7 protein-coding genes are annotated in these 6564 nt (G+C 76.1%); 3 read left to right on the plus strand and 4 right to left on the minus strand.

Annotated elements, in window-relative coordinates; genetic code table 11:
* Positions 1–48 precede the first annotated feature (48 nt).
* Entirely contained in the window at positions 49–2406 is a 2358-nt protein-coding gene (locus LG379_RS12700) for an ATP-dependent DNA helicase RecG (RefSeq protein ID WP_225754875.1), read from the minus strand.
* A 258-nt stretch (positions 2407–2664) separates the two neighbouring features.
* Between LG379_RS12700 and rpmB the strand changes: the two genes are divergently transcribed.
* The gene (gene rpmB, locus LG379_RS12705) at positions 2665–2856 is read left to right on the plus strand and encodes a 50S ribosomal protein L28 (protein WP_221655189.1); all 192 of its coding nucleotides are present in this window, start codon (positions 2665–2667) and stop codon (positions 2854–2856) included.
* A gap of 196 nt (positions 2857–3052) precedes the next feature.
* On the plus strand, positions 3053–3583 hold the full coding sequence (locus LG379_RS12710; protein ID WP_225754876.1) for a GNAT family N-acetyltransferase: 531 nt from the start codon (positions 3053–3055) through the stop codon (positions 3581–3583).
* 57 nt (positions 3584–3640) lie between these two features.
* On the opposite strand, the gene LG379_RS12715 is transcribed toward LG379_RS12710, so the two are convergent.
* Complete coding sequence (locus tag LG379_RS12715; RefSeq protein ID WP_225754877.1) at positions 3641–4684, minus strand: thiamine-phosphate kinase; 1044 nt, start codon at positions 4682–4684, stop codon at positions 3641–3643.
* Between the two features lie 65 nt (positions 4685–4749).
* Between LG379_RS12715 and LG379_RS12720 the strand changes: the two genes are divergently transcribed.
* Positions 4750–5310 (plus strand): DUF3515 domain-containing protein, encoded by a 561-nt coding sequence (locus LG379_RS12720; RefSeq protein WP_225754878.1) that lies wholly within the window; start codon positions 4750–4752, stop codon positions 5308–5310.
* A 7-nt stretch (positions 5311–5317) separates the two neighbouring features.
* Here the strand turns inward: LG379_RS12720 and LG379_RS12725 are convergent, their stop codons facing one another.
* Together LG379_RS12725 and LG379_RS12730 are read right to left on the minus strand one after the other, a co-directional pair.
* A complete protein-coding gene (locus LG379_RS12725; RefSeq protein ID WP_225754968.1) occupies positions 5318–6379 on the minus strand; it encodes a D-alanine--D-alanine ligase family protein in 1062 nt (353 codons plus the stop codon).
* Positions 6367–6564: PLP-dependent transferase (locus tag LG379_RS12730; protein WP_225754969.1), on the minus strand; the 198-nt coding region annotated here is incomplete at its 5' end. The genes LG379_RS12730 and LG379_RS12725, both read right to left, overlap by 13 nt.

Here is a 6564-nt window from a genome sequence, read left to right on the forward strand (position 1 = left end):
ACCGAGGACCCGCGCCGGGCACGCAGGCTCCACCGGCGACGGGGCGGCCTAGCTCCGTTCGAGGAACTCCTCGCGGTCCGGGCCCAGCCACCGGTCGATGGCCCGCCGCAGCTCGGGCCACCGCTCCAGCGACGGGTCGGCGTCGACGAGGCCGAGGGCGTCCTGCCGCGCCTCGGCGATGAGGTCGGCGTCCTCCAGGACGCGCAGGAGACGAAGGGAGCTGCCGCGGCCGGACTGGGACGAGCCCAGGACGTCCCCCTCCCGCCGCAGCCGCAGGTCGGCGTCCGCGAGCCGGAAGCCGTCGGTGGTCGACGCGAGCACCTCCGTCCGCGCCGCGGCTGCCGTCCCGGGCGCCGCCGACGACACGAGCAGGCACAGCCCGGGGTCGCTCCCCCGGCCGACCCGCCCGCGCAGCTGGTGCAGCTGCGACAGCCCGAACCGGTCCGCGTCCATGACCACCATGACCGTGGCCTCGGGGACGTCGACCCCGACCTCGACGACCGTCGTGGAGACGAGGACCGGCACGTCCCCGGCCGCGAAGCGCGCCATGGCGTCGTCCTTCTCCGCGGCGCCGAGGCGACCGTGCATGATGCCGACCGGCACGCCCGCGAGCGCCGGATGGGCACGCAGCTCCTCCGCCACGTCGAGGACGGCGCGCAGCGGCCGCGGCTCGTCCGGCGGGGGTACGAAGCCCTCGGCCGTCATGAGTCGCAGGAACTCCCGGTCGGTCGCCGCCGGGTCGGCGCTCGCCGGCACGCCGGACGACTCCCACAGGAGCCCGGGGGCGTCGGTCACGAGGTCCGCGGCGTCGGTGCCGTCCTGCCCGGTGCCGTCGTCGGGGCTGATGCGCGGGCACACGACGTACACCCGGTGCCCCGCGTCGACCTCCTCCCGCACCCGCCGCCAGGTGCGCTCCATCCACGCGTGGTTGTCCGCGGGCACCACGTGCGTCGTGATGCCCGGCCGCCCGGCCGGGATCTCCGCGAGCGTGGAGGTCTCGAGGTCCCCGAACACCGTCATGGCGACCGTGCGCGGGATCGGCGTGGCGGTCATGACGAGCAGGTGCGGCGTCGGCCCGTCGGTGCGGTTTCGCAGGGCGTCCCGCTGCTCCACGCCGAACCGGTGCTGCTCGTCGACCACGACGAGGCCGAGGTCCGCGAACTGCACCTTCGGCCCGAGCAGGGCGTGCGTGCCCACGACGATCCCCGCGCGCCCCGAGGCGGCGTCCAGCAACGCCTCCCGACGGGCGGCGGCACCGAGCGAGCCGGTGAGGAGCGCGACGCGGGTCGCGCTCTCCGCCCCGCCGAGCAGCCCGCCCTCCGCGAGCGGGCCCAGCAGGGCACGCAGCGTGCGGGCGTGCTGGGCGGCCAGGACCTCCGTAGGGGCGAGCAGGGCGGCCTGCCCGCCCGAGTCGACGACCTGCAGCATCGCGCGCAGCGCGACGAGGGTCTTGCCGGAGCCGACCTCGCCCTGCAGCAGCCGCTGCATCGGCCGTGGCTCCGCCAGGTCCCGCGCGATGGTGGCGCCGACGTCGACCTGCCCCTGCGTCAGCGTGAACGGCAGCCGCAGGTCGAAGGCGGCGAGGAGACCCGCCGCGGCGTCGGCCGCACCCGGCCGGGCGACGGCGTCCTGCTCCGCGACGGCGCGCCGCCGCCGGGCGAGCGCGGCCTGCAGGACGAAGGCCTCCTCGTACCGCATCCGGTCCCGGCCGCGCCGGTACTCGGCCTCGTCGGCCGGGTCGTGCAGGTCCAGCAGCGTGCGGTGGCGGTCGGCGAGCCGCCGTGTGGCGCGGATCTCGTCCGGCACCGGGTCGGGCACGTCCTCCGGCCGCACGGTGCCGAGGACCGTCGCCACCGCCTTGCGGATCCGCCAGCTCGGCAGCTGCGACGTTGCGGGGTAGAGCGGGACGGGGCGGCTCGACTCGTGCAGCGCAGCCGCCTCGTCGTCCACGTCCACGCCGACGAGCTGGTAGTCCGGGTGCGTCAGCTCGTAGGAGCCGCGGTACGCCCTCACCCGTCCGCCGAACACGCCCACGCGCCCGACGAGGAGCCGCCGCTGGTGGTGCTCGAGCACCCGGGGGCTGCGGGCGAAGAACGCGAGGAGCATCTCGCGGACCCCGTCCGTGATCGTCACCTGCAGCAGCGCCCCGCCCTTCTGGGTGCGTCGGGAGGCCACCGCGCTCACCCGAGCCATCACCGTGACGTCCTCGCCGACCGTGAGCGAGCGCATGTCGGTCAGCTCGCCCGGCAGGGCGTACCGGCGCGGCAGGTGCAGCAGCAGGTCGCCGACGGTGTGCACGTCGAGCTTCTCGAGCTCCTTGGCGGTCCGGTCACCCACCAGACCCCTGGCGGGCCGGTCCAGCAAGGGGGTGCTCTGAGGGAGCTCCCCCGGCAGCGCCGCCGTCATCACGCACCTCCACCACTCGACCGCCGGGGGCGCCATCATGTCCCGCGCCACCGACACGGGGCGGTCCCCGGCTCGTTTGGGGCATCACCGCCGATCGGCTACCCTAACGAGGTTGCCCGGTCACGCCTGGGCACGTCGGCGCCCTCCGTCGACCGCCGCGGCTCGCCGCCGGGGGTCGAGGACGGGCGCGGCCCACCGAACACGCTGAGCCGCCCTCCGCACGGAGCACGCGGCATGCACGACGATCAGGAGAAGAACGTGGCTGCCAACTGCGACGTCTGCGGCAAGGGCCCGGGCTTCGGGCACAGCATCTCGCACTCCCACCGCCGCACGAAGCGCCGCTGGAACCCGAACATCCAGCGCGTCCGCGCCGTCGTGGCCGGGGCGCCCAAGCGCGTCCACGTGTGCACCTCGTGCCTCAAGGCCGGCAAGGTCCAGCGCACCGCCTGAGCGTCGACGGGGAGCGTTCCACGCCCCCGCACCCCGGCGGGTCGTGCCACGAAGCCCGCAGAGCCCCGCTCTGCGGGCTTCGGCGCGTCTGCGTCCCCGGTCCCAGGACGACGAGATCCGCGGCGTCCGGTCAAAGGGACCTCAAAGAACGGGGCAAGGACTGGATCGGCGGGTCGGACGATGGCATGGTGTCGCCATGGTTGACGACGTGGGGGAAGCAGTGATCCGACCGGCGACGGTGGACGACGCCGAGCAGATCGCCGCCGTGCACATCGCCTCGTGGCGCGAGGCCTACGCCGGTGCGGTGCCCGACGAGTTCCTCGCGAGCCTCGACCAGGGCGCCCGCGCCGAGGCGTGGCGCGCGCAGCTGGGCGACGCCGAGCGCAACGAGATCCGTGTCTGGGTCGCCGAGGACCCCGAGGACCAGCACGTCGTCGGCTTCTCCTCGCTCGGCCCGAGCCGCGACGAGGACGCGGACCGGACCACCCTGGAGATCCACACCATCTACCTGGAGCCCGCCGCGTGGGGCCAGGGTGTCGCCCGGCGCCTCATGCGCACGATGCTGGAGCAGGTGCCCGACGGCGCGCGCGTGACGCTGTGGGTCCTCGCGAGCAACGACCGCGCGGCGCACTTCTACCGCCGTCACGGGTTCGTCCCCGACGGCATCGAGCGCCTGAGCACCTACGGGGACGAGCGGCTCCCCGAGGTCCGCTACGTGCGCGGCTGAGAGCCGACGCGGCGCGCCGCCGCCGGCGAGCCCCCGCGTGGGGAGCCGGGCGTCGCGTCACCCCCGGAAGTGGTCCCACCCCACCGACCGCACCTCGGGCGGACGGCCCGCGACGAGCACCCGTGGTCCGTCGCCCTCGGCCGGCAGGACGACGCCGATCCGCCGGAACGGCTCGGGCAGGGCGGTCCCGGGCGGGAACGTGGCCAGCAGCCCGTGGTCCTCGCCGCCGGTGAGGACCCAGTCGAGCGGGTCGGCCGGTGCCGCCCCCGGACCCAGCACGGCGGCCACCGGCATGACGGCGTCGAGGTCCGGCGCCAGCGACGCCGGGTCGTCGAGGTCCACGCGGACCGCGGAGGCCCGGGCCAGGCGCCCGGCGTCACGCAGGAGGCCGTCGCTGACGTCCATCATGGCCGTGGCCCCGGCGCGCGCGGCGGCCGGGCCGGCCGCGAGCGGCGAGACCGGGCAGCGGTAGCGCGCGACGGCGTCGGAGACCTCGGGCGGGGCGCCGTCGTCCGAGCGACCGGCGGCCAGCACCGCGTACCCCGCGGCGGACCGCCCGAGCACGCCGGCGTGCGCGACGACGTCGCCGCTGCGCGCGCCCGACCGCAGGACCGGCGGGCGTCCCTCCAGGTCCCCGTGGACGGTCACCGCGACGACGAGCTCCGTCCCGCCGGACAGGTCACCGCCCACCACGCCCACGCCGAGCGGCGCGCACGCGGTCTCCAGGCCCCGGGCCAGGCCCAGGACCCACTCCACCGGCGTGTCGGAGGGCACGACCAGTCCGACGACGAGGGAGGTGGGGCGAGCACCCATCGCGGCCACGTCCGCCAGGTTCTGCACCGCCGCGCGGCGTCCGACGTGCTCCCCCTCGGACCACTCGCGCCGGAAGTGGCGGCCCTCGACGAGCAGGTCCGTCGACACGACGAACCGTGCGTCGGGCGCGGCGACGACGGCGGCGTCGTCGCCGGGACCGACGAGCGTCGCCGCGCCGGCGCCCAGGAGCGGGAAGACCTGCGCGAGCAGGGCGTCCTCGCCGAGGTCGGCGACCGTCGGGCCGGGGCGTCCCGCCGGGGGTCGTGGGGCACGCGAGGGACCGGTCACGGGCCACCACGGTACGCGGGACCCACGCGCCCGGAGCACGCCGCGGAGCGGGTTACCGTGATCGCGTGCGCCACCGTGCCCTGCCGTCGACCTCGCCCGCCGGGCGCGCGGGCGCCTCCCCGCGCCGGGACCCCCTGGCAGCCCCGCGTGGGCGGTCCCGTGCCGCGGTCGCGACGGCCACGGGCGCCGCCGTCCTCCTGGTCGCCGGCTGCACCACCGCCGTCCCCGTCGAGGTCGCGCCCTACGCCGCGGACCCGACGTGCGCGGAGGTGGTCCTGGCCCTGCCCCGCGACCTCGGGGGCCTGCCGCGCCTGGGCACCACGAGCCAGGCGACCGTCGCCTGGGGCGACCCGGCCGACCCGGTCGTCCTCCGCTGCGGCGTCGAGCCGCCCGGGCCGACGACGGACCGGTGCGTCAACGCGGACGACGGCGAGACGAGCGTGGACTGGATCAGCGTCCCCGGCGACGAGCGGCCCGACGGCGCCTGGCTGTTCACCACGTACGGCCGTGCGCCCGCGGTCGAGGTGCTCGTGCCCGCCTCCGTCGCGGAGAGCAGCAGCACGTCGTTCATCCTCGACCTGGGCCCGGCGGTCGCGGAGGTGGAGCAGACGCGCGCGTGCCTGTGACGGGGCGTCAGCGCAGCCCGGTGGTCCGCGCCAGGGCGAGCTGCAGGAGCTCGTCGATGAGGTCGGCGTACCCCAGGCCGGAGACCTCCCACATCCGGGGGTACATCGAGAACGGCGTGAAGCCCGGCATGGTGTTGATCTCGTTGACCAGGACGGCGCCGTCCGGGGTGACGAAGGTGTCGACCCGCGCGAGGCCCTCGCACCCGATGGCCTCGAACGTGCGCGCGGCGAGGGCTCGGACCTGCTCCTCCACGTCGGGCGGCAGATCGGCGGGGCACCGCAGCGCGACACCGGCCTCGTCGAGGTACTTCGCCTCGAAGTCGTAGAACGTGTGCTGGGGGTCGACCACGACGACCTCTCCCGGCACCGACGTCCGCGGCACTCCTCCGTCGCGCCCGCCGAGGACCGCGCACTCGATCTCGCGACCCGCCACGCCCGCCTCCACGAGCACCTTCGGGTCGTGCTCCGCGGCGGCGCGGATCGCCGCTCCGAGGTCCGCGAGGTCGTCGACGCGGCTGATCCCCAGGCTCGAGCCGGCGCGCGCCGGCTTGACGAACACCGGCAGGCCGAGGCCCGAGACCTCCGCGGTCACGCCGGCCGGGTCCGCCTCGAACCGCCCGGGACGGACCAGCACGTACGGCGCGACCGGGATGCCGTGACCCTCGAGGACGACCTTCATGTAGTGCTTGTCCATGCCGACCGCCGAGGCCAGGACCCCGGCGCCGACGTACCGGATCCCGGCCAGGTCGAGCATCCCCTGGATCGTGCCGTCCTCGCCGTACGGCCCGTGCAGAAGCGGCAGGACCACGTCCACGTGCCCGAGCGAGTGCGCGGCGCCGTCGGTGGGCAGGCCGACCAGCTCCGTGTCGTCCGTCGCGAGCGGCACGACGACGGCGGCGCCCGCGCCGTCCTCGGTGACCTCGGGCAGCCGCCCGTCCGTGATCGCCCAGCGGGCGGGCTCGTCCGCCGCGAGCAGCCAGCGCCCGGAACGCGTGATGCCGATCGGGACGACGTCGTACCGGTCCCGGTCGATCGCCCCCAGCACCCCGGACGCCGTCACGCAGCTGATCCCGTGCTCGCCGGAGCGTCCGCCGAAGACGACCGCGACGCGCGGGCGTCGGTGCCGCGTCCCGCGACGGCGCCGTGCAGGGTGCGGTAGGAGGCGAGGCGAGCCCGCAGGGCCTCGTCGTCGGTGGCCAGGGCGCCGAGGACCACGTCGGAGTGGCCCGCGAGGTACTTCGTCACGGAGTGGAG

The sequence above is a fragment of the Actinotalea sp. Marseille-Q4924 genome (assembly GCF_916618755.1).
Lineage (GTDB): Bacteria > Actinomycetota > Actinomycetes > Actinomycetales > Cellulomonadaceae > Actinotalea.

Coding starts and splice junctions, on each gene's coding strand:
- LG379_RS12700 (WP_225754875.1), bottom strand. CDS start 2,406: ATGACGGCGGCGCTGCCGGGGGAGCTCCCTCAGAGCACCCCCTTGCTG.
- LG379_RS12710 (WP_225754876.1), top strand. CDS start 3,053: ATGGTTGACGACGTGGGGGAAGCAGTGATCCGACCGGCGACGGTGGAC.